At 68.8% G+C, this 18362-nt stretch carries 17 protein-coding genes; 5 read left to right on the forward strand and 12 right to left on the reverse strand.

Going from position 1 to position 18362, the window contains the following annotated elements; translation table 11 throughout:
• Positions 1–48 precede the first annotated feature (48 nt).
• Positions 49–3150, reverse strand: a complete 3102-nt coding sequence (locus ADEH_RS23570; RefSeq protein WP_049760132.1) for a hybrid sensor histidine kinase/response regulator — start codon at positions 3148–3150, stop codon at positions 49–51.
• 163 nt (positions 3151–3313) lie between these two features.
• Here ADEH_RS23570 and ADEH_RS23795 point away from each other — a divergent pair, with 163 nt between their 5' ends.
• Together ADEH_RS23795 and ADEH_RS18265 are read left to right on the forward strand one after the other, a co-directional pair.
• Entirely contained in the window at positions 3314–3679 is a 366-nt protein-coding gene (locus ADEH_RS23795; protein ID WP_198133799.1) for an NAD-dependent epimerase/dehydratase family protein, read from the forward strand.
• Positions 3586–3906 (forward strand): hypothetical protein, encoded by a 321-nt coding sequence (locus ADEH_RS18265; protein WP_041453678.1) that lies wholly within the window; start codon positions 3586–3588, stop codon positions 3904–3906. Before ADEH_RS23795 ends, ADEH_RS18265 begins: the two co-directional genes overlap by 94 nt.
• Positions 3907–3941: 35 nt before the next feature.
• Here the strand turns inward: ADEH_RS18265 and ADEH_RS18270 are convergent, their stop codons facing one another.
• The gene (locus ADEH_RS18270) at positions 3942–4289 is read right to left on the reverse strand and encodes a pyridoxamine 5'-phosphate oxidase family protein (protein WP_232287328.1); all 348 of its coding nucleotides are present in this window, start codon (positions 4287–4289) and stop codon (positions 3942–3944) included.
• A 34-nt stretch (positions 4290–4323) separates the two neighbouring features.
• Positions 4324–5520, reverse strand: a complete 1197-nt coding sequence (locus ADEH_RS18275) for a GAF domain-containing sensor histidine kinase (RefSeq protein ID WP_232287329.1) — start codon at positions 5518–5520, stop codon at positions 4324–4326.
• 319 nt (positions 5521–5839) lie between these two features.
• Between ADEH_RS18275 and ADEH_RS18280 the strand changes: the two genes are divergently transcribed.
• Positions 5840–7033, forward strand: a complete 1194-nt coding sequence (locus ADEH_RS18280) for a YjgN family protein (protein ID WP_011422581.1) — start codon at positions 5840–5842, stop codon at positions 7031–7033.
• Positions 7030–8181, forward strand: a complete 1152-nt coding sequence (locus ADEH_RS18285; RefSeq protein ID WP_011422582.1) for a M48 family metallopeptidase — start codon at positions 7030–7032, stop codon at positions 8179–8181. The genes ADEH_RS18280 and ADEH_RS18285 overlap by 4 nt, the downstream gene beginning before the upstream one ends.
• A gap of 19 nt (positions 8182–8200) precedes the next feature.
• On the opposite strand, the gene ADEH_RS18290 is transcribed toward ADEH_RS18285, so the two are convergent.
• From ADEH_RS18290 to ADEH_RS23800, 9 genes are all read right to left on the reverse strand, one after another.
• Complete coding sequence (locus tag ADEH_RS18290) at positions 8201–8512, reverse strand: helix-turn-helix domain-containing protein (RefSeq protein ID WP_011422583.1); 312 nt, start codon at positions 8510–8512, stop codon at positions 8201–8203.
• On the reverse strand, positions 8509–8790 hold the full coding sequence (locus ADEH_RS18295) for a type II toxin-antitoxin system RelE/ParE family toxin (protein WP_011422584.1): 282 nt from the start codon (positions 8788–8790) through the stop codon (positions 8509–8511). The genes ADEH_RS18290 and ADEH_RS18295 overlap by 4 nt, the downstream gene beginning before the upstream one ends.
• A 655-nt stretch (positions 8791–9445) precedes the next feature.
• The gene (locus ADEH_RS18300) at positions 9446–9877 is read right to left on the reverse strand and encodes a hypothetical protein (RefSeq protein WP_011422586.1); all 432 of its coding nucleotides are present in this window, start codon (positions 9875–9877) and stop codon (positions 9446–9448) included.
• A complete protein-coding gene (locus tag ADEH_RS18305; RefSeq protein ID WP_011422587.1) occupies positions 9870–11024 on the reverse strand; it encodes a hypothetical protein in 1155 nt (384 codons plus the stop codon). Before ADEH_RS18305 ends, ADEH_RS18300 begins: the two co-directional genes overlap by 8 nt.
• A 153-nt stretch (positions 11025–11177) precedes the next feature.
• Positions 11178–12356, reverse strand: coding sequence for a hypothetical protein (locus ADEH_RS23200; protein ID WP_011422588.1), 1179 nt, complete (start codon positions 12354–12356; stop codon positions 11178–11180).
• A gap of 51 nt (positions 12357–12407) precedes the next feature.
• On the reverse strand, positions 12408–13148 hold the full coding sequence (locus tag ADEH_RS18315) for a hypothetical protein (RefSeq protein ID WP_011422589.1): 741 nt from the start codon (positions 13146–13148) through the stop codon (positions 12408–12410).
• Between the two features lie 350 nt (positions 13149–13498).
• A complete protein-coding gene (locus tag ADEH_RS23340) occupies positions 13499–14887 on the reverse strand; it encodes an HNH endonuclease (protein ID WP_011422591.1) in 1389 nt (462 codons plus the stop codon).
• Positions 14888–14918: 31 nt separating this feature from the next.
• Positions 14919–15809 (reverse strand): restriction endonuclease, encoded by an 891-nt coding sequence (locus ADEH_RS18325; RefSeq protein WP_232287330.1) that lies wholly within the window; start codon positions 15807–15809, stop codon positions 14919–14921.
• Positions 15810–16089: 280 nt separating this feature from the next.
• Positions 16090–16293 (reverse strand): DUF6979 family protein, encoded by a 204-nt coding sequence (locus ADEH_RS23800; RefSeq protein WP_420042218.1) that lies wholly within the window; start codon positions 16291–16293, stop codon positions 16090–16092.
• Positions 16294–16899: 606 nt separating this feature from the next.
• On the opposite strand from ADEH_RS23800, the gene ADEH_RS18330 reads away from it, so the two are divergent.
• The gene (locus ADEH_RS18330) at positions 16900–18171 is read left to right on the forward strand and encodes a hypothetical protein (RefSeq protein ID WP_011422594.1); all 1272 of its coding nucleotides are present in this window, start codon (positions 16900–16902) and stop codon (positions 18169–18171) included.
• The last annotated feature ends 191 nt before the right edge of the window (positions 18172–18362 follow it).

The raw sequence follows: 18362 nt of genomic DNA on the forward strand, positions 1-18362 counted from the left end.
GCCGATGCCGCGGGCAGGGCGCAGCCGGCCGCGCTCGGCGCGCGGACGCTAGGAGACCAGCCGCTCGAGGTGCGCCGGGTCGGGGGGCTTCGCGATGTGCGCGTCGAAGCCGGCCTCGGTCGCGCGCGCGATGTCCTCCGGCTGGGCGTAGCCGCTCAACGCCACGAGGCGGACGTGACGGCCGGCGGTCAGCGCGCGGAACTGGCGCGCGAACTCGTAGCCGTCCATCCCGGGCAGGCCGATGTCGCAGAGCACGACGTCCGGAACCCGCTCGCGCACCTTCGCGAGCGCGTCGAACGCGTCGTAGGCGACCTCGACCTGGTGCCCGAGCATGGCGAGGAGCTCCGCGACCGTGTCGGCCGCGTCGCGGTTGTCGTCGATCACCAGGACCCGGTGCACCTGCGCGGCCGCGGCGCCCGCGGCGGCGCGTTCCTCTCCGGGCGCCGGCAGGCCCCGCCCCGCGAGCGGGACGGTGACGACGAACTCCGTGCCCTGCCCCTGCCCCGCGCTGTACGCGTGCACCTCGCCGCCGTGCAACGCGACGAGACCCTTCACCAGCGCGAGCCCGAGCCCGAGCCCACCCTCGCTCCGGGCCAGCGTCTGCTTCGCCTGGAAGAACGGCTCGAAGATCGTCGGGAGGACGTCGGGCGCGATGCCCGGCCCGGTGTCGCGGACGCGAAGCGCCGCGCGATCGCCCTCGGCCCTGACGCTCAGGGTGACGCGCCCGCCCGGAGGGGTGAACTTCGCCGCGTTGTTGAGGAGGTTCCCCAGGACCTGCGTGAGCCGCGCGGGGTCGCCGTTCACGGTGAGCGCCCCCGGGAGGAGGTCGATCGTGAGCTCCACCCCGCGGCCCTGCATGAGGGACCGGTGATCCTCCGCCACGCGCCGCGCCAGGCCGACCACGTCGAGGTCCTCGCGGCGCAGCTCGATCTTCCCGCGGGCGATCCGGGTGACGTCGAGGAGGTCGTCCACGAGGCGCGTCAGGTGCTCCACCTGCCGCGCCACGATGTCCTTCGCGCGGCGGGCCTGCTGCCCGGCCGGCTCGGCGTGATCGAGGATGTAGAGCGAGTTGCGGATGGGCGCGAGCGGGTTCCGGAGCTCGTGCGAGAGCATCCCCAGGAACTCGTCCTTGCGCCGGTCCACCTCCCGCAGCTTCTCGTTCGCGTCGCGCAGGGCGCTCTCCGCCCGGGCCTGCTCGGTGATCTCCTCGATGGTGAGGAAGCCGTACGCGAGCTTGCCCCCGGCGTCGTGGACCGGCGACCCGCTGTAGATGCCGACGAAGCTGCGCCCCGGATCCTCCACGCAGTCCACGAAGAAGCGCTCGTTCTGGACGCGCTCGCCGCGCAGCACGCGAGGGATCGCCCAGTCCCGAGGCGGGACCTCGATGCCCTCCGGATATCGCCGCACGCGCCAGTTCAGGACCAGCTGGTCGAGCCTGCGCCGCTCCCCCGCCAGGCGCCGGTCGTGGATCGAGACCGAGGCCGGGTTCTGGTAGGTGATGTTGCCGCTCGGGTCGAAGATGACGAGCCCCTCGGCCATGTGCTCCATCACCGCGCGGAGGCGCTCCTCGTGCTCCCGGAGCGCCGTCTCCGCCCGCTTCCGGTCGCCGATGTCCTCGATGATGGCGATCTCGTAGTCGGGCCTGCCCCGCGCATCGCGCACGAGGGAGAGCGTCAGCTTCGCCCAGACCTCGTGACCGTCGGCGTGGAGGAAGCGCTTCTCGATCGTGTACGAGTCGAGCTCGCCTGCAGACATCCGGCGGAACGGCCCGAGGTCGAGCTCGAGGTCCTCCGGGTGCGTCATCGCGGGCCAGGGCGTCGAGAGCATGTCCTCCCGGGAGCGGCCCAGCATCCGGCAGAAGGCGTCGTTCACGTCGATCCACCGGCCGTCGTCGAACCGGACCCGGCCCATGCCGACGGCCGCCTGCTCGAAGACGGAGCGGAACCGCGCCTCGCTGGCGCGCGCCGCCTCCTCGGCGCGGCGGAGCGCGTCCTCCACGCGCCGCTGCTCGGTCACGTCCACCTCGGCGAGGACGGCGCCGACGATGGTGCCCTCGGCGTTCCGGATCGGGGCCGCCGCGTTGATGATGGTCGCCCTCCCGGAGCCGTCGAACTTCTCGATGTCCACGATGTCGCCGGGGACGATGACGTCGCCGGTCGAGAGCGCGCGGGACAGCGCCCACTCGCGGGTCTCGACGGGCCGCCCGTCGGGCCACCAGCCGCGCCACGCCGCGTACTCCGACATGCGCTGCGGGTTGGGCGGCGTGCCCCAGATGCGCTTGAACTCGGCGTTCACCTCGGTGAAGCCGCCCTCCGCGTCGGTGATCACGACGCCCGCCGGCAAGGCCTCGAGCACCGCCGCGAGCCGCCGGCGCTCCTCCTGCGCCCGGCCCAGCGCGGCGGCGAGGACCGCCTCCGAGCGCTTCTGCTCCGAGATGTCGCGCACGATCTTCGACGCGCCGACGAGGCGGCCCTCCTCGTCGCGGACCGGCGAGACCGTCACCGAGACGTCGAGGCGCGTTCCGTCCTTCCGGACTCGCTGCGTCTCGAAGTGCTCGACCCGGCGGCCGGCGCGCAGCTCCGCCAGGATCTCGGCCTCCTCGTGGCGCCGGTCCGGCGGGATCAGGAGCGTGACGGAGCGGCCGACGACCTCGTCCGCCGCGTATCCGAAAAGGCGCTCCGCCGCCCGGTTCCAGGTGAGGATGACGCCGTCCAGGTCCTTGGCGACGATGGCGTCGTCGGTGCTCTCGACGATCGCGGCCAGGCGCGTCTGCTCCTGCTCCGCGCGCTTGATCCGCGTGATGTCGCGGAAGAAGACCGCGATGCCGCCCGCGCTGACCGGGTACGCGGTGACGCCCGTCCAGAGATCGAGCGGCGCGTAGTACGCCTGGAACTGCACCGGCACCCGCTCCCGCATGCAGCGGTCGTACTCCCGCCGGTACCGCGACTCCGGCCCCGCGAGCTCCGGCCAGACCTCCGCGAGCGTGCGGCCGACGGTCTCGCTCCTCGGCTTGCGGGAGAGCTCCTCCTGCCGCCGGTTCACGCGGACGATGCGCCACTGCGCGTCCAGCTCGAAGAAGGCGTCGCCGAACTCGAGCAGCTCGAGCGCGTGCGCTGCCTCCTCGTGCGTGTGTCCGGGGTCGCGGTCCATGCAATCGGCGTTCGAGGACCAAGATACACACGTGGGTACATGTCGTATTCCGCCGCACCCGGGGACGGGCGAACGAGGGGGGCCCCGACAGGCCGGCCGATCACGGCATCGACCTGGAAGCGAGGCGCGCCGTCCAGGCGATGATGCACCGAGCGAACCCGCCATGACCCGCGTCCTCGTCACCGGTGGGACCGGCACCCTCGGCCGCCAGGCGGTCGCCGCGCTCGAGCGGGGCGGAGCCTCGACGGTGCGCTTGCTGACGCGGCGCGAGCGGCCCGCGGACGCACCGCCGCAGCGCGAGTGGTGCGTCGCCGACCTGCGCTCGGATCCGCTCGACGCCGCGGTGCGGGACGTGGACGCCGTGCTGCACCTCGCGAGCGCCAAGGGCGAGGAGGACGTGCCGGCTGCGCAGCGCCTGCTCTGCGCTTCCAGCCCGTGGACGAGGGCGAGGCCGCGGCACGCCTGGCCGAGATCGCGCTCGGGCCGCCGCTGGGCGTCGCGCCGGAGATCGCGGGCCCCGAGGTGTTGACGCTCGGCGCCGCCGCCGAGGCGTGGGGCTCGGCCACGGGCCGCCGCGCGACCACCGTCGCGGTGCCGCTCGACGCGATCGGCGCGGAGGCTTTCCTGGCCGCGGAGCCCTGGGCGCGCGCGGTGCTCGAGGGCTATCGGGCCGCGTGGAACACGCCACACGGCGCGCGGACGCTCGGGAGCATCCGCTTCGTGGACTGGCTGCGGGCGCGGCCGCCGGGCGGGTAGCGCGCGCGAGCGCCGGCCGGGGCGCCGCCGGGCCGCTACTTCCCGAGGACCTGCTCGACCTCGCTCACGTGCAGCACGACCGCGGCGCGCGCCCACGGGAAGCGCTGCCGGATCAGCGCGTGATGGGGCGTATCCACCTCGAGCTCGGCGCGGCCGGTGAGGCGGAACCCGACGCCCTCCGGGACGTGCCCGCCGATGATCATCTGCACCCGGCTGCCGCTGCGGACGTTCGTCTCCGTCTCGCGGTACCCGCCGGCCGGGAACACCAGCGTCGCGTCGTCCACGACGTGGATGTAGCTGTTCCACGTGGCGACGAGGTGAGGGCCTCGCGGCCCCTCCGTCAGGAACGCGGCCGACCCCTCCTCCCGGAGCGCAGCCTTCAACCGATCGGTGATCATCATTGCTCCTCTGACCGGCTCACCCCGCGAGCGGCAGCTCGACGGTGAAGCGCGTGCCGGCTCCCGGGCGGCTCTCGACGTGGATCTCCCCGCCGTGCGCCTCGACGTTCTGCCGGACGATCCAGAGCCCGAGCCCGAGCCCGCCGACGCCCCGGGCCGCCGCGCCGCGCTCGAAGCGCCGGAACAGGCGCGGCCGCTCCTCCTCCGCGATCCCGGCGCCCTGGTCCGCGACCACCAGCCGGGCGAGGCCGCCGTGCGAGGAGACGGAGACGTCCACCGGCTTCCCGTCGCCGAACTTGAGCGCGTTCCCCACCAGGTTCGCGACGATCTGCTCGAGGCGGGCGCGATCCCACTCGCCCACCACCCCGGGCTCCGCCGCGATGCGGGCGCGGTCGGCGCTCGGGAGGCTGGCGACCACCCGCGCGACGAGCCCGCCCAGCTCGACCCGCTCCCGCACCAGCGGGATCTCCAGCTGTGCGAGGCGCGTCGAGTCGAGCAGCATCTCGATGAGGCGCGCGAGCCGCGCCGTGCCCCGCTGGAGGCGCTCGCCCGCCCGGCGCGCGCCCTCGACGTCGGCCGCCGCGAGCGCGCGCGTCACGCCGTTCACGGCCAGGTTGAGGACCGTGAGCGGCGTCCTGAGCTCGTGCGCCGCGAGGCCGAGCAGCTCGTCCCGGAGCGCGACCGCGGAGCGGAGCTCGCGCTCGAGCTTCGCGCGCTCGAGGGCCGCCGCGGCGAACCCGGCGATCGCCTCGAGCAGGGCGGACTCGCGCGGCGTCGCGGCGTGGCGCTCCGCCCAGTAGGCGCCGATGGCCGCGACCGGCTGCCCGGTCAGCACCGGCACCATCAGCATGCTCTTCACGAAGGTGGGCCGGTACGCGTCGTGGGGGACGCGGGCGTCCGCGTACACGTCCTCGATCACCACCGTCTCCCGGTGGTCCATCGCCCAGCCCGAGACGCAGGAGCTGGCCGGGAACGCGGTGCCCTTCCAGAGGGGAGAGATGGCGTCCTCGTCCGCGTAGCGGACCAGGTCACCCTCGCGCAGGACGAACGTCACCCCGTCGGCGCCGAGCAGCCTCCGGGCCGCGATCTTCACGACGTGGCCGACGCCCTCGACGTCCGGGGCGATCGCGAGCTCCCGGGCCACGTCGATGAGGTCGAGGACCTTGTCGGCGCGGGCGGGAGCCGGCCGAGCCTGCGCTCGGGCGGAGAGGGCCATGTGCGTCATCGTAACGCGGTCCCTCGTGCCCCGCCGAGGACGGCCTGAATGAGGATGCCTTCCCTGCGCCTCGGACCCGCCAAAGGAGCAGGCGTTCGAGGTGCTCGGCGACCCCCGCGCGCGGGTGTCATCCATGCACCTCCTCCGGCGCCCCGCTCACGACGTCGGCGGCGATCCACCGCAACCGGCACGAGAAGCACACCTCGGCGCGTGTGCGCTCAGTGAAGTTCGCCGTAGGCTTCGTCCCACTCTCCGTGCTAGCGGTCTGGGGTCCGCGCCGGCGGCCGCCCCGGCCCGCGGCGGATCGAGGGGACCACCGATGACCGAGTTCGCCGCGTCGACCTCCGCAGCGCCGGCCGATGCCTTCCCGGCCGCACCTGCAACGCCGCCCCAGCCGCAGCCGCTGCCGATCCGGTTCACCGGATCGGGCGGAGAGTACTTCCGGATCTGGATCGTCAACCTGCTCCTCACGCTCGTGACCCTCGGCATCTGGTCCGCGTGGGCGAAGGTCCGCAAGACGCGTTACTTCTGGAGCAACACGCAGCTCGCCGGCGCCGCGTTCCAGTACCACGGGAACCCCGTCGCGATCCTTCGCGGGCGACTGCTCGCCGGTGCCGTCTTCGTCGCGTACTCGGTCGCCGGGCGCATCTCGCTCACCGCGGGACTGGTGGCCGGCGCGGTGCTCATGCTGCTCGGCCCCTGGTTCTTCCACGCGTCCATGCGCTTCAAGCTCGCGAACACGAGCTGGCGGGGGCTGCGGTTCGGGTTCGACTCCACCGCCGGGCGGGCGTACGCGGTCCTCGCGCCGGGCGTGGTGCTCGGGGCCCTCTTCATCGGCTCGCTCGCGACGATCCAGCGGACAACGCCCGGCGAGCAGGCGAACCCCCTGCCGATCGTCCTCGCGGAGCTCGCGGTCTTCGCCTGCTGGCCCTGGCTGCACGCGCGGCTGAAGGCGTACCAGCACGGCCGCGCGCAGTACGGAGACCTCGCGTTCGAGTTCGAGCCGTCCACCCGCGCGTTCTACGGCGTCTACGGCAAGGCCTTTCTCTCCGCGCTGCCCTTCTTCGTGCTGATGGGGATCGCCATCGCCGGCGTGGCCGCCGCCACGCGCGGGACGAAGGATCCGGAGGCGATGACGCGCGTGTTCGTCCCGATCGCGGTCGTCACCTACGCGGTGTTCGCCCTCGCGTACGCCGTCGTCGGCGCGCTCTTCACCGCACGCCTGCAGCGGCTGGTCTGGACCCGGACGCACGCGGGCCCGGTGCGCTTCGCGACGAGCATCACGGCGCGCGGCCTCATGCGCGTCTGGATCGGCAACGGGATCCTGACGCTCCTCACGCTGGGCATCTACTGGCCGTGGGCCGCGGTGGCGATCGCGCGCTACCGGCTCGAGTGCATGACGCTCGAGGCCGGGGCGCCGCTCGAGACCATCGCGGCGGGGAGGCTGCCCGCGGAAGGCTCCGCGACGGGCGAGGGCGCGGTCGATCTGTTCGGGTGGGACATCGGCCTGTGAGCGAGACCGTCCTCGAAGGCCTCCTCTTCGACGGACGAAGCGCCGCCGCGACGCCGGTCCGGATCGCGATCGCGGGGGGCGTCCTCACGATCACGACGCCCGACGGCGCGCTCCTCTCCGAGCACGGCCTCGCCCGGCTCACCGTGACCGAGGCGTTCGCCACGGCGCCCCGGCAGATCGGACTGCCCGGTGGAGGGGTGGTCGAGGTGCCGGACGGCGCCGCCCTCGCCGCGGCGCTCAGCGCGGCGGGCCGGCGCCCTGGCCTCGTGGACTGGCTCGAGGCGCGCTGGCGCACCGCGCTCGCGGCCGTCGTCGTATGCGTCGCGGTCATCGTCGCGGCTTACCTCTACGGGCTCCCGGCTGCCGCGGGCTGGATCGCCCGGACGCTGCCGGCGAGCGCCGAGCGGCGGCTCGGGGACGGTGTCCTCGAGCTCCTCGACGGCCACGTGCTCCGGCCCACGGCGCTCTCGGAGGAGGAGCAGCGCGCGGCGCAGGAGCGGATCGACGAGGCGGCGCGGCTCGGGGCGCCCGCGGTGAAGTACCGTCTCCTCTTCCGGTCCGCCGGGTTCGGGCCGAGCATGAACGCCTTCGCGCTCCCCGGCGGCACGGTGGTCGTGCTCGACGGTCTGGTGCGCGGCACCGCGAGCGACGATCGCCTCGTCGCGATCGTCGGCCACGAGCTCGGGCACGTGGCCCGGCGCCACTCGGCGCAGGCGCTCCTGAAGAGCGCCGGCGTGGGCGCCGCGGCGAGCCTGCTCTGGGGCGACTTTTCTGGCCAGGCCGCGGCGATTCCCGCCGCGCTCGCGATGTTCGACTACTCGCGCGACGCCGAGCGCGAGGCCGACGAGGACGCGGTCCGCTTCCTGCGCGCCGCCGGCCGCTCCGCCCTGCCCATGGCAGAAGCGCTCTGCCTGCTCCAGTGCGTCGAGCGCGAGGCGTCGCTGGGCGCGATGCCGAGGCTCCTCTCCACGCACCCGAAGCTCGCGGAGCGGATCCAGCACGTGCGCGAGCTCCGGGGCGTGGACCCCTCGTACCGCTGCCCGGAGCCGGCGCCGGCAGGATCGCCCTGCGGTCCTGACGAGGACGACGGCGACGACGAGCCGGGGACGTGCGGGGCGGGGGAAGCGCCGCGCCCCAGCGGCGACTGAGCGCCGCTCGCTAGCGCGCTCACACTCCCCGAAGACGGACCACCTTGCCGTGTACGCGCGCGACGACTTCGAGTTCGCCTCCGAGCCCCTCCACGTACCTCCGCAGCGTCGAGAGGAGATGATCCTCCCTCCGTTCGGCGCGCGACAGCTCCGACTGCTTCATCTTGGCGGCGCGGGCGACCTGCTCCTGGGTCCTCCCGGCGGCCAGCCGGAGTTCGCGCAGGTTCATCTCCAGGACCTCGCGCTCGGCGAAGCGCTCCGCCTCGGCGATCTCCTCGCGCGTGAAGAGCTTCTTCTCGATCTGCTTCCAGCTCTTCGTCTTGCGCTTCATCGGTTGCCTTCCTTCTCCAGATGCTGGAGGTGCGCATCCCAGAGCCGCTCTGCCTTGGGGATCGTCCGCTCGTAGAACCGCTTGTCGTTCCCCTTGTCACCGCCGATGAGGAGCAACGCTTCCCGCTTCGGGTCGAACGCGTAGATGATCCGTAGCGGGCTCGCGCCGCGCTTCGGGCGAAGCTCGCGGAGCGGATGCCTCGTCCCCTTGAGGGCGCTCGAGTACGGCTCGCCGAGCGTGATGCCTACCTGCTCGAGGATCTTTACGCCTTGGAGCACGGCCTTCTGCTCCCGAGCCCTCGATCCACCGTTCGAACTCCTCGGTCGCGTTGACGACGACGGGCATGCGGCTCTCTACCGCTCGCGTCGGACATCAACCGGATGGTGAATATAGGCTCCACCACATATGAGGTCAAGCTCATCCACGTTCGCCAGCCCAGCGGCCACTTGGCGTCCTCATCGGGTTCGACATCGACGAGGCGCTGACCGGCGATGCGGGTCTCCCCGTCAGGCGAACCGGCTCGACTCCGGTGCGCTTCGCCACGCCGTCCCCGAGCTCGCGAGCGTCGTCGTGCCCCACAGCGGACTCTCCCGCGGCATGGCCGCGATGAGCTCCGGGTGGAGACTCGTCGTCTTTGGCTCGTTCGACGCGAGGAGCAGCGGCGGCCGCGGGCTCAGCGGTGCCGAGGGCCGTGTCAGCCCGGTTGAGGCGCGAAGCTAGAAAAGAAAAAACCCCCGGCCGAAGCCGGGGGTTAACTGGAGCGGGAAAAGGGATTTGAAGCGTTGCGTTAGATGACCAAAACCCGAGGCGGGACGCGCGCTTGCCGCACAAGGGCTCGGAACGACTCGAAAAGCAGGTCAGCACGCCAGTACACGGGAGTGCACGCCGGATCGTGGCGCGGAACGGCCCAACGGCAACCTGACGGCAACGCATCTACGGCTTGAAGACGGGCCCACGATCGTTCGCGAGTCGAGCAAGCTGCGCCTCCTTGCGCTTCTTCTCCGTCCTCGACGCCAAGTGCTCGCGGAAATCGATGATGCCGTGAGCGGGATCAGGGAGCGGATTGACTTCCGGGTCCTCCCAGACCTTGAGCGCCTCCGTGTAGCACTCGGCGCAGGTGACCGCGTACACGCCGATCGAGGCGAGCTTGAGGCCGTCCGTGTAGTGCTTGAACGCAGCTTCAGGTGTCGTCTTGCTGGCCATCGACACCGAGAGGAGTCCCTGGTCGCGCTCCTTGACCTCGAACGCGATACGCGCGATGCGGCCCTCGTGCAGGTGCGCCGGATGCACCTGTCGGAAGAGCTGGTCATCAGAGCTGGGCACCTGCGGGCCGCGCGGCTCCGCGCCTTTCGGGCTGTCACTCACGGCCCTGCACCTCACCTCTTAGCTCGTTCACGAACGTAGACACGCCGATGTCCTCGTCGGGCGCGCCCACGAACGAAACCTGCGCCTCGCGGGAGTCTCCTGACTTCACGTTCACAGCTTCCATGGACACCAGCTCGGCCGCGAAGTTGAACTCCGCTGAGACCTCCCAGTCGTCGAACGTCCACTCCGCGCGGATGTGTCCTGCTTCCGTCGCGTAGAGGTGCGGCTGCGGGAGCTCGTCGCGCGCCATGAGGCCGAGGAGCACCTGCCTCGCCCAATCGACGGCGTCTCTGGACGGAGCTTCTCCGTGCTCGCCGTCGGACCAGCCTTTCTTGAGCGCGAGAAGCTCGTCGAGGCGCCGCTCGATACGCAGGGCTTCTGCGGGGTCAACTACGTCGACGATGTTGAGGTCCCTGACCTCGTCGATGTTCTTGAGGGCATCGTTCCGATCGTAGGACCCGACTGCGGCGAGCTCAACGCGGGTAAACGCATCGTCGCGGAGCGCGTTCGCGAGCTGTGTCGTCTGGATCCCGGAGAACTCGACGTCGAAGGCCCCCTCGTCCGTCCGCAACCGGAACTGTCCGCGCTCCTTATCCAACGCGACGACCGTCCCGACCAGCTCCACATCCTTCTGGTAGGTGTTCGCACGCTGGAGAACGATCCGCTTTCGGACTTCCTGGTTGTACGAGACCTTCCGCTGTCCTCCGGGAGAGTCGAGGACGAGTTCCTCTCCTGGCCGGAGGTGCTTGCCGAAGTTGCCGAACAGCGGGATCACGTTCTCCGGAAACTCGGGTGGCTTCCTATCGGAGCCGATCGCGTCAACGTAGTCCGTCACCAGGTCGCGTGCCGCATCGAACGGATCCCACTCGTGTGCGAGAACGCCTTGCTGCTGCGGCTCCTCCGTCCGCTTGAGCGCGAGAACGGCCGATCCCGGTCGGATTTCTTGCAGTGCGAGCTGGAAACTCGACTCGAAGCCCTTCGGCACTCTTGCTCGCCCATACCGCTGCTTGAAGAGCTCCTTCGCGACGCGAAGGACAAGGTCGCGGTACGCGACAAGGTCGGCGAGAACGTCAACGGGAACTTGCGCGTCCGCGAAGCGCGCGCCACGCAGGACCGGCTCGACGAATGGCTTTCGCTTGTCGGTCATGCGGCTGAGTCCCGGAATGGCCCCGAGCCTGTTCTACCCCGGATGGCCGGAGCGGTGGCCTTTTCTGCCACCACAGGCAACTCCAAGCACGGGTGCTCGATCGCTCCCACCTGAACATCTTAGCAGCGGGCCGGACACCGCGGCAACGCTCGGTCAGCCCGACTGTGGTTCTTTCTTCGTCCTTTCGCCTGCCTCCAGGAGCCTCACGACGAAGAAGAAGGGGTCAACCTCCATGTGCTCCCGAAGCTCGCCGGGCCTGAAGAATGCCTTGATGAAGTCTGCTCCAAGGATGCCAAAGGCCCAGCCGATAGCATCATACAGCGGCTTGTACGTCGCTCCGAGCAGCAGCCCGACCGCGATCGTGTTGCCCGAAATCGCGAGTCGTTTGTGTGTCTTCCTAATCTCCGCAAACGTCTGATGGAGCTGCCGAACATGCTCCTCCGCCTCTCCCAGCACTTGCCGAAGTCGCTCTTCATCGCCGGCTGACCCAAACTGCGAAGCCGTTCGCGCCAGAGCGCGTTGAAAGCGCAGAAAGGCCTCCTCGTAGTCTTCGCGAAGCCGAAGCACGGTCGACAGCGGAAGGTGCTTCAGGGAAGGAAGAATGATTCCAATCTTTAGGACATCTGGGTCATCTGCTAGGAGACTCCCTGATGTTGTCGTCCGAATGAAATTCGCAGGGAGCTTCTGGCGTCGCGTGGCGAATTCGTTTGCCGTCGCCCAGTTCTCCGCAATGATGTCTTCATCGTCAACTCTCGCGACGACGTGGTACCGCTCGTCTTCAATGGAGAGTTCTTCAAATCGCGAAGCAAACTCGCTTGGGTCAACCAACTCCACTTCGCGAGGGACCGGAGCGATGATTCCTGACTTCACTTCGCGAAGATGTCTGTACGCTGGCTCAAGACAAGGGCGAAGGTTTGGCCCTTCGACGAACTTGACGCCGATCTCAGCCTTGAACTCGAAATCCGGTGACGTCAGAGGATCGACGAGCAACGCTGCCTGCTTTGCGAACAAAGCTAACCGCTTCTGATGATCTGGGGTGAGTGCGTGCCTTGCTGCGTCCACGGAGAGAAACAGCCCGTCTGTGCGTCGCGCCAGGTCGGGCAAGTCGGCGATGAGCCTCTGGATATTCGCGGCGAAGCTCCATTCGACGACGCCTAGATCATGCTGCTGCTTGAAGTATTCGCCTGCGTCGCGGTAGCGCGCGTACTCCTCCGCCGAGCGAATGTCGAGGTCTGCGAGATCTCGAACGAGGCGCTTGTAGAGACTACGTAGGCTGTTCTCGTCGTAGATGGAGTCGTAACCGACGGGTACCGCTGGACGTCTATTTCGCATACCTGATTCACGCCATCGCAGATTCGACGTAGTCGTCAGCGGCGGGCCGAACTAGTTCCAGATCACCTCGCAGCACAAATACTCGCTCAGGACGATCCTTACGACCAGTTCTCCGCTGTCGAGCGCCACCGCCAGATAGCGGTAACGATTCCGTTGCACTTGTATCCAATCGGCGCCGAGAATCAACTGCTTCTCGACCGCGCGGCTCGGATCCTCGGCCGCCATCAGGGTGACGGAAGCTACGCTCATCCTCTGCATCGCACGGCTCCCGACCTCAGGGAAGACCGACACGAGCGGCGGCGTCTCGAACGCCGCCCGCGCCGCAGGCGCGAGAGCCGCCAACGGGATCATGGTCACTCGAACGGGCTCGCCCCGCCTACGCTCGTCCAACTCGAACGCAGCATGCCCACGCGCGAGTTTCAGGAGGACGTTGCGAACGCGCGCTGACTCGACGTCGAACGAGACCACGCCATCGTTCACGTGCCGCGCACGGGCCAGCTTGTCGCGGAGCAGTGTCTGTTCCCGGAGAATGCGCCCGATCTTCTTGCGCGGCACGAGATCGGGATCCGCGATGGACGCTTGAACGACGTCCACCAAGCACGCGACGTACATCTCGTCGTCCGAGAACCCCGAGTTGCACCCGCTGCACGCATCAACGACTGGCAGGTTGTCCGGGAAGGGCTCGTCGAGCAGGACGCGGGAGGGAACGTGGTCTCTCGTCCCGATTGCACCTCCGCAGTACACACATGCTTGCCTTATCCGGTCGTCGCTGAACGGCTTCACCTGCTCCATCGCCCCCCCCCGCCCGAAGCGTCGTCCAGCATGTTCGCCGCCCACTAGCTAGGCCTTCCGAAGCGCGAGGATGCTTCCTGACGACCGGAACACGGCGAGCACTCGTGGTGCGCGCATCCGAGGCGTTACCGCGACTCGACGCGCTCCTGCGGTCTCGGGACGTCCTTGTTCGCGTTGTTCATCCCCGTCGCTGGTTACCCCGAGCTGGAGCCCGAGAACGTCGGCTGTCAACTCTGGTGATCTCTTCTCGTCCGAAACCGCGCCCCAACGGTCGAGCTCTTTCAGCACCATCACCCGTGTCAACGGGCCCTCGACTGCGTCGAGCGCGTCGAACGGCGAACTAGCTTCGCTCATCCTGCACGTCTCCTGCCGTCTCCGGGCATCCGCACCCCGCGAGCGGGACGAGCGCGGAGCGCGGCGAGCGAGGGTCGGTCGCGCACCTCGCGGGGCATCCTCAAGGTCCGTCCTTCGAGCTCCTCGTACATCGTGCCCCGGAGGTCCTCGTGAAGTCGGACTCGCCACCCTTCGTCGAAGTTCAACTTACCGAGGTCGAACAAGTCATGGATGTCGGCACGTAGCAGCAGCCCGTTCTCGACGCGGTCGGTGGCGGCACCGCGGAAAGGGATGATGTGCGCGGCCTGGAGCACCGCGGCAACGTCGCAGCCAGTGACCGCGCACCTTCCGCCATAGGCGCGTAGCAGTGCGAGGCGGAACGCGGGCTGCCCTTGTCGACGCAGAATCGCACGGCGGTCGTACTCGCGGCCGTCGGGTAGTTCGTTGGCGTCGAACGCAGGAGCCGGGATCTCCTGGCCCGGCTCGCGGCGCACCTCAAGCGCGCCGGCGCACTCCGAAGCGGGGACGTCGAGCCCCAGAGAGCGCAGGTACACGATGAGCTCGTGGGCGTAGCCAGTGTGCGGCGTTGCTCCCTGCTTTCCGACCGCAACGCGCAGGGCCGCGGCGTGGCTGGCCCAGAGCCGCCGGTGAGCCTCCGCCAGCGAGCGCAACGGGAAGGTGACGCACACCGCACCGGGCGCCTTCGCAAATCCGCCCTGCGGCTTCACTCCTAGGCGACGGAGAGCTCCGAGCTCCTTCGCGTCGCGCATCACGATGAGCTGGCACTCGTCCCGCGCCAGCGTCAGCGCAAGCGGAACCCCGACGTTGAGGCGCACGAATCCATCTCCGAGAGTCACCGTCCAAGACGCAGCGTGAAGCGCATGGGCTTCACGCATGGACCGTGCGAGAGCGCGAGCCGCGGACTCTCTGATGTTCTCTGGGACGACTTCGGCCCAGCGCGGGGGCGCAGCCCCTTTCCACTCGGGCCTACTCGGCCCTGCCTTGCCGCCGATCCGAACGACGCCGACCCGACCCACGTGCTCCTCGACGATGCGGTGCAGCTTGCGCGAGACCGCCTCAGCCGGCGTCGTCCGGCCCTTCGTGTACGAGCGGGGCCACTTCCATTCGGGGATGCGGCGGGCGACGTCATCGACTGAGAGCGGCCGCTTGAACTGCCGCAGATCGCGCACGTCGGCCCGGAATGCTGGACGCCCTAGAAACTCATCCGACTTGGGTTCGGTGTCGATGACCCCGGAGCCGACGAAGAGATCGCGGTTGAACACGAAGATGACCTCATCCTCGCGCCCGGCCTTCTTCGGCACGATCCAACTCACGGAGCGCCCTCGACGGACGCAGTCCTCCCACGTCTCCCTTGCGGCGTTTTCTCCGATCAGGACGTGAAGCATCGCCCCTCCAGGCCCGCGGAGCCCGCCAGTGCTACTCCTCCGCGAAGTAGTCCGTGTCCACCCGCTTGATCTCGTAGGTGCTCACCGTGTTCACGCCGATGCTGAAGTCCACCATAAGGGATGCGAGTTGGCGGCCATCGATGAGCACGATCTTCTTCTCGATCCTCTTCACGTAGTCGCGCGCCTCGCTCGAGAAGCTCGACGTGGTGATGAAGACGCCCTTGCGGGCGCGCTCACCCTCAAGACTGCCAGCGAACGCCTGTACATCCGGACGCCCGACGTTGTTCTGCCACCGCTTCGCCTGCACGTAGATGGCGTCCAGCCCGAGGTGGTCTTCCTTGATGATGCCGTCTATGCCGCCGTCATGGCTGCGGCCGAGAGCGCGACCTGCGTCCTCCAGAGAACCGCCGTATCCCATCTGCACCAGCAACTCGACGACGAGCTTCTTGAAGAAACGCGGGGAGGCTTTGCCGACCGCATCGAGGAGCTCGGTCTCGACCTTCGCGCGGATTTCCTTGTGAGCGCGTTCGAGGGCTTCCTCCGGCGTTACCTCTGGCGTGGACTTCTCCTCGGGGCTCTCGGTCGTTCCCTGCGGCTCGTCCGTGGCACGGGAAGCGAAGACGCGAAACGACTCGAACTGGAGCAGGTATTGCTTGTCGATGCGCTCTGGGTTCTTCGCCAGAACGGATCTCCCGGCATCGGTGATGCGGTACCAACCCCGTCGCGAGGTCGACAGCAGGCCAGCCTTCTCCAGGTATGTCTTGGCCCACCCGACGCGTCCGTCGAACACCGGCTGCTTGCCGCTAGGGAGCAACTCGTGTCGGTCGGCGTCGGTCAGGTCGAACGTTCGGTCCAACTGATCACGAAGATCGCGGGCGTTGTGCTCGTCGCCCTCGGCGAGAGCCTGGAGCGGCGGGAGCATGAAAGCGTCGTAGGACGGAACCGGCATGTTCGTTAGCGTACCTGTTCAGGAGGATACTGCGCCGACGAGTGCGACTGACGTGCTGCTCAAGTCGGTCCGGGTAATTGGACCAGAAGCCCAGCGCGACAGAGCGCCACGACAACGTCCACCTGATCGTTCTCGTGCTTTCCGGCGCCACCGGCGAGCTTCCAGAGCTTAGCGGTGCTGGCGTCAGCGAAATCTGAATCTTCGAGAAGGACGCGAGCCAGCGCGAGCGCGTGTGCGGCGTTCTCACGCCCGTTCACGTAGTGCCGCGCGGAACTCCTTTTACGTAACCTTCGCCGCAGAGAGTTAGGAACGTCGTCCGCGGGCACAGCTTCGTTGCAGCATCGATGGAGTTGGGGTTCAAGGCCAGCGCCGCCTTGTTCCACGCGGCGGGCGGAGTCATGCCGTCCTCGACGACGAGTCGGGCCGCCCACACGGCGGACTCCCCGTACCTGGCCATGCGGTCCCCCTTTCACAGTCTTCCCGCTTACGCGCGAAACGGCATGACGAGCGTTACCACACGTACTCATCGGAGCTTGGACGATTCGCCAGTTGATGCGCACATCGCGCTTCTCGTTGCAGGCCCCACAGCGCCGCGCCTGATCGCGCAGGATGAGCCGGGGGCGCGAAGAGGTCGAGCGCCATTGCGAAGCGCTCCGGGCGCGACGGGAGCCGTGCACCGACGCGGTCTCGGTACCAGGCGACGAGCGCCTTGCGGACGGCGCCGGCTCGGTGTCGCGTCCTGAGCTCCTGCCCCACCCGGACCTCGAGCCAGCCCCGCTCCATGCGCGCCGAACCGACTTCCGCGTCGCGAACCGCCTTCACTGCGAGCCGGAAGGTGCGGCCGAGGCACGTGAAGCGTTGCGTCAGACGAGCCGAAAACCCGAGGCGGGAGGCGCGCTTGCCGTACAAGGGCTCGGAGCGACTCGGTAGCATCGTCAGCACGCAAGTACATTGGAGAGTTCGCCGGATCGTGGCGCGGACCGGCCCAACGGCAAACTGACGTCAACGGTTCCGTGCGCCCCGCTACCGAGCGCGTGTCGCACCCCGGGCGTACCCTGCCACGATGTACTCGGAGCTGTACCGTCTGTTCCAGCGCGGCTCGCTGCGCGAGTTCTTGGACCAGCGCCTGCGCGAGCTCGACGCGGCAGTGGAGTCGTTCGACGCGAACCGTCTTCTCAGCGCCTCCATCGAGGAGCTGACCGGCGACTTCGTCTCGCAGTACCGCCTCGATGTTCCGCGGCTGCGCCGAGACGATGCGGAACTGGAGCACCAAGAGGCGGAGATCGACCCGCGCCTGTTCCGGCCGAACCCGAACTTCTTCTTCGACCGAGAGGCTGCCCGCATCAAGGGCATCCGGTACACCCTCCACGTCCCGTTCGACGGCGACAAGAAGCTGTTCGAGTACCAGCCGAGCACGTACACGATGAGCGGTTCACCCATCGCCTCCGTTCGCGACGGGACGCTCGTCCTCACGTCCGACCGTCTCGCGACCGATGCGGGCGATGTGGTCAGCAACGGGTTCAACACGATTCTGAACGATATCGAGCAGTGGCTCGGCTGGGTTGGCGACGACATACGGACCTGGCTTGCCAGCCTCGACGATGCCGCCAGGACTCGGATCCAGCGCAGGCGCGACAAGCTCCTAGCCGCGAAGTCTGCCGTCGCGAGCATGGGGTTCAAGCTCCGCGAGCGGCCCGACGCGACTCGGACGTTCGCGGCACCAGAGGTCCGGAGGAAGGTGGCACCCGTACCAGCTCGCGGCGGAGCACCGGCTCCCGGTTCATCGGCACCGTACACGCCAGAGCCGATGCTTGCCGACCCGGACTACGAGCACATCATCTCGGTCATCGGCAGCATGGCGGCCGTTATCGAGCGAAGCCCCGCCGCGTTCGAGAAGATGGAGGAGGAGCACCTCCGTTTTCTGTTCCTCGTTCCGTTGAATGGTCACTACGAGGGACAGGCGACGGGCGAGACCTTCAACTTCGACGGGAAGACCGACATCCTCATCCGCGCCCAAGGCCGCAACATCTTCATCGCAGAGTGCAAGTTCTGGACGGGACCGAAGGGCCTAACGAAGACCGTGGATCAGTTGCTCGGATATACATCCTGGCGCGACACCAAGACGGCTATCCTGCTGTTCAACCGGAACAAGGGTTTCTCGGCGGTCCTCGATCAGATCCGCCCGACCATCGAAGCGCACCCTAACTGCAAGGCGTTCGCGGGCCGCCCGGCCGAGACGCAGTTCCGGTTCGTGCTCCGGCAGCCGACCGATGCGTCGCGCGAGCTGCTCCTGACAGTGCTCGCGTTCGACGTGCCACACGGCCTTGGGGCGTAGCGACGCCGTGTGCGCCTCCTAGTCGTTCCGCGCCCAGTCCTTGGAACGGACGTCGGCACGTGATCGGAGCAGGCCAAGAGGTGACGTTCCCATTTTGCGCGGAGACTCGATGAGCTGGGACGCTGAGCAGAGTGGGTCGCTGTCCGGAAGCGACCTGCCCATGATGGCGCTGCAACTGTCGGCAACCCTAC

This window comes from Anaeromyxobacter dehalogenans 2CP-C (assembly GCF_000013385.1).
Taxonomy (GTDB): Bacteria; Myxococcota; Myxococcia; order Myxococcales; family Anaeromyxobacteraceae; genus Anaeromyxobacter; species Anaeromyxobacter dehalogenans_B.

Bases quoted from the DNA above. Each gene is read 5' to 3' on its own strand.
- ADEH_RS23340 (WP_011422591.1), bottom strand. From the start codon at position 14,887: ATGCTTCACGTCCTGATCGGAGAAAACGCCGCAAGGGAGACGTGGGAG.
- ADEH_RS18325 (WP_232287330.1), bottom strand. From the start codon at position 15,809: ATGCTCCCGCCGCTCCAGGCTCTCGCCGAGGGCGACGAGCACAACGCC.
- ADEH_RS18305 (WP_011422587.1), bottom strand. From the start codon at position 11,024: ATGACCGACAAGCGAAAGCCATTCGTCGAGCCGGTCCTGCGTGGCGCG.
- ADEH_RS23800 (WP_420042218.1), bottom strand. From the start codon at position 16,293: ATGGCCAGGTACGGGGAGTCCGCCGTGTGGGCGGCCCGACTCGTCGTC.
- ADEH_RS18330 (WP_011422594.1), top strand. From the start codon at position 16,900: ATGTACTCGGAGCTGTACCGTCTGTTCCAGCGCGGCTCGCTGCGCGAG.
- ADEH_RS18315 (WP_011422589.1), bottom strand. From the start codon at position 13,148: ATGGAGCAGGTGAAGCCGTTCAGCGACGACCGGATAAGGCAAGCATGT.
- ADEH_RS18275 (WP_232287329.1), bottom strand. From the start codon at position 5,520: ATGGCCCTCTCCGCCCGAGCGCAGGCTCGGCCGGCTCCCGCCCGCGCC.
- ADEH_RS18290 (WP_011422583.1), bottom strand. From the start codon at position 8,512: ATGAAGCGCAAGACGAAGAGCTGGAAGCAGATCGAGAAGAAGCTCTTC.
- ADEH_RS23570 (WP_049760132.1), bottom strand. From the start codon at position 3,150: ATGGACCGCGACCCCGGACACACGCACGAGGAGGCAGCGCACGCGCTC.
- ADEH_RS23795 (WP_198133799.1), top strand. From the start codon at position 3,314: ATGACCCGCGTCCTCGTCACCGGTGGGACCGGCACCCTCGGCCGCCAG.
- ADEH_RS23200 (WP_011422588.1), bottom strand. From the start codon at position 12,356: ATGCGAAATAGACGTCCAGCGGTACCCGTCGGTTACGACTCCATCTAC.
- ADEH_RS18280 (WP_011422581.1), top strand. From the start codon at position 5,840: ATGACCGAGTTCGCCGCGTCGACCTCCGCAGCGCCGGCCGATGCCTTC.